The organism is Nostoc sp. CHAB 5715 (assembly GCF_020829685.1).
Lineage (GTDB): Bacteria > Cyanobacteriota > Cyanobacteriia > Cyanobacteriales > Nostocaceae > Nostoc.
This window is the reverse complement of the sequence record NZ_JAIVFR010000899.1, coordinates 1-3,089: the sequence shown is the minus strand read 5'-3', so window position 1 is coordinate 3,089 and position 3,089 is coordinate 1. Positions and strand designations below refer to the sequence as shown.

The window sequence follows — 3,089 nt, the reverse complement described above, 5'->3', positions numbered from 1 at the left end:
ACCGAACCCAGATTATATGGCTATTTGTTGTTTAGTTAATCAGAAATATATCAGACCCTCTCATGCGCCGATACTGATAGAGCAATTGGCTCTAGAAGTTCTGGAGTCATTTCTGAACTTAGACGAGGGAAGTTATGAATTTATTCCTGAAAGCTTTCTGGATGACATGCCAAAGTTTTGTCATCTGAATCTCCGCTTACTCGTTGAACGATGTCAAACACCCCGAAGGGAAGCGGGTTATCGTCAGACATCGCCAACTTCTCAATCAGACCCTTCAGAATTGTTCAAAATAAATGAGCTAAAACCTAAAAGCAAAAGTACACCAAACTCGTCTACAACAAACGGCTATAAGCCACCAACCTACTCTATTAATACCAATGAACATAGGGGTCAGCGAATCACCCAACCACCTGCTGACAAAAAAATCTACACAATCTTTTGTATTGATGACAGTCCTACGGTATTGAATACTATTAAGAGTTATTTAGATGAGCAAATATTTTCTGTTGTGGGAGTCACCGATTCTTTAAAAGCTTTAATGCAGATTGTTCACACCAAACCCGACATCATTTTGTTGGATATTTCAATGCCTAATTTAGATGGATATGAACTTTGTTCTTTGCTGCGTAAACACTCAAATTTTACAAATATGCCTGTGATTATGGTGTCAGAAAAACTAGGGTTTCTAGATAGAGCTAAAGCTAAGATAGTAAGAGCATCAGGTTATTTAACTAAGCCTTTTACACAAGGGGATTTACTAAAAGTCATCTTTCAACATATTGTTTAATTTTTTATAAAAAATAACTCCACAAATTTAGTAGCTCTGAGGAAGTGGTATCTCCGTTAGAATTTCCAAAAGCGATCGCTCCATAACTTCACTGACAAATTTATTACCTTGTAAGTTGAGGTGAATGTGGTCGTGATACAAAGCTTGCGGGTTGGGAATTGAATTGAATATCGGTAAAAAGTCTATATAGTTAATTTGTTGGGCTTTAGTAAAATCGTTCAAACGCTGGCGTGCAATAATTTCGTAATCGCGGGGGCCTGGTTCACCAATTTCTCGCAGTAAGGGAGTCATGACTAGTAGAAATTGGCTGTTGGTTTGGCGAGTCAGGGCTTGAATTTTGCCGATCGCCTCCAAATTAATCCCCACGCGATCGCCTGCTTCATTTTGCACTGCTTTCATTTCCAGAATTGGCTGTTGCTTGAGGATATAACGTTGCCATACTTCCACCAATGCTAAGGGAGGTTTACTATCGGGATAGTTGCGATCGCGTCCTACTGGTAAAGAAGTGGGAGCAGTAGCAAACAAATCATCGGTATTAATTAATAACACTACTGCTTGCGCGTTGAAATTGCTAAACTTCTGTAAATAAGCTAACTCGTTCCTTGGCCCCCAAGAGTTAGCTGAAGCATTCAGCACTTCTACTTCCTGATAATTACCATTAGTGGATGATGCCAGAGAACGCATCATCATCGTGGATATTGTATTAGTCTGATCTGTCCACCAGCCACCATTAGCAATAGAATCGCCTAACAGTAAAACTCGCAGCCCAGAAGGTGCAGGTGTCTTCTTGAGCGGACTACCTCGCATGGAATACTCATTAATTTCAATGCGATTACCAAAACGACGGGTACGCTGGTTAGGAGCCAATAAATAACCAATCTGCTCATCGCCAATATAAATCAGGGGATTACCAAAGCCAAAGAGCGATCGCAGTCCGATCTCGACTACCACAAACAATCCCACAACCACTACCAAAAATACGATCAACGCGACTTTCACCTACCTACACCCTCTTATACTGAGTTGCTTTTCAACGATAGTAACTGACGCATTGGGCATTGGATAGAGGCACAGAGGCAGGGGGCATACTTCGACTGCGCTCAGTACAAGGGGGGCATTTTCCGCGACGCTCGTAAGCGTTGCGTTAGCGAGGTAGGAGCGTCTGACTCGCTAACGCTGCGCTATCGACATAAATCTTTTTTGTTATTGAGCGTAGTCGAAATATACTAGTAGATTTTACACCCACAATTAAAGTTTTCATTAATACTTCTTTCCTCCAGTAAGAACTGCTTTCTCTTGTAAAATTTTTTTTCCCAGCTAAGAGATCCCCTGCTTCTTCTCCACTCTCCAGGCATCTGACTAAGCGGATTGATATGTATTGGAACGGTTTAATAAGCTTTAAAACAGCAATTGTATAGCTGTTAACAGTCTATCTAATGGTTTATCAAAAGTTAGATATATTTTGGCTATTCTTGTGTAATAGTATAGCAGTGTTTTATAGTGATATAATTTTTTGTTATAGTATTACAAAAATTACAATTGTCATCATTTGATCAATCGGCAAAAATTTTTTCTGGGGTAAGGTAGGATGATTAAAATAGTCACACGCAAATATTTAGGAAAACAAAATGTCTATGACATAGGGGTTGATCGTGACCATAATTTTGCGCTCAAAAATGGGTTAATAGCTTCCAATTGTTTCAATAAATCCCATTCAACGGCCTATGGTTATGTAACTTATCAAACAGCATATTTAAAAGCTAATTATCCATTGGAATATATGGCTGCGCTGTTAACGGCTAACAGTGGCGATACCGATAAGGTACAGAGATATATTACTAACTGTACAAATATGGGTATTTCCATAGATCCACCAGATATTAATCGTTCTGGTGTTGATTTTACGCCAACGGCAGGAAAGATTCTGTTTGGATTTTCGGCAGTGCGTAACGTGGGACAGAGTGCGATCGCTTGTATTTTGGAGGCGAGAAATGAGACAGGATTTAAATCCCTGGCTGATTTTTGCGATCGCGTGGATTTACGTGCTGTTAACCGCCGGACTCTGGAATCGCTGATTTACTGTGGAGCCTTTGACAAAATTGAACCCAACCGTCAACAGTTAATTAACGACTTAGAATTAGTGTATGATTGGGCACAATCTCGCGCTAAAGACAGAGCTAGTGGTCAAGGAAATCTCTTAGATTTATTGGGCGACGGATTTTCTTCTACTCCCAAGAAAAAAGCAAATAATGCCTTTGAAACTGCTCCCAAATCTAAACCTGTGATGGATTTACCCCCGCCG

General features: G+C 40.1%; 2 protein-coding genes and 1 pseudogene. 2 read left to right on the top strand and 1 reads right to left on the bottom strand.

The genetic code is table 11. The features are described 5' to 3' along the window. Positions 1 to 787 (top strand): response regulator (locus LC574_RS33365; protein WP_229457868.1); only part of this gene is annotated, 787 nt, incomplete at its 5' end. A 27-nt stretch (positions 788 to 814) separates the two neighbouring features. On the opposite strand, the gene LC574_RS33360 is transcribed toward LC574_RS33365, so the two are convergent. After that, on the bottom strand, positions 815 to 1,786 hold the full coding sequence (locus LC574_RS33360) for an SGNH/GDSL hydrolase family protein (protein ID WP_229457867.1): 972 nt from the start codon (positions 1,784 to 1,786) through the stop codon (positions 815 to 817). A gap of 589 nt (positions 1,787 to 2,375) precedes the next feature. Here LC574_RS33360 and LC574_RS33355 point away from each other — a divergent pair. Then, positions 2,376 to 3,089: pseudogene (locus LC574_RS33355) on the top strand (trans-splicing intein-formed DNA polymerase III subunit alpha C-terminal partner DnaE-C); the annotation flags it as partial.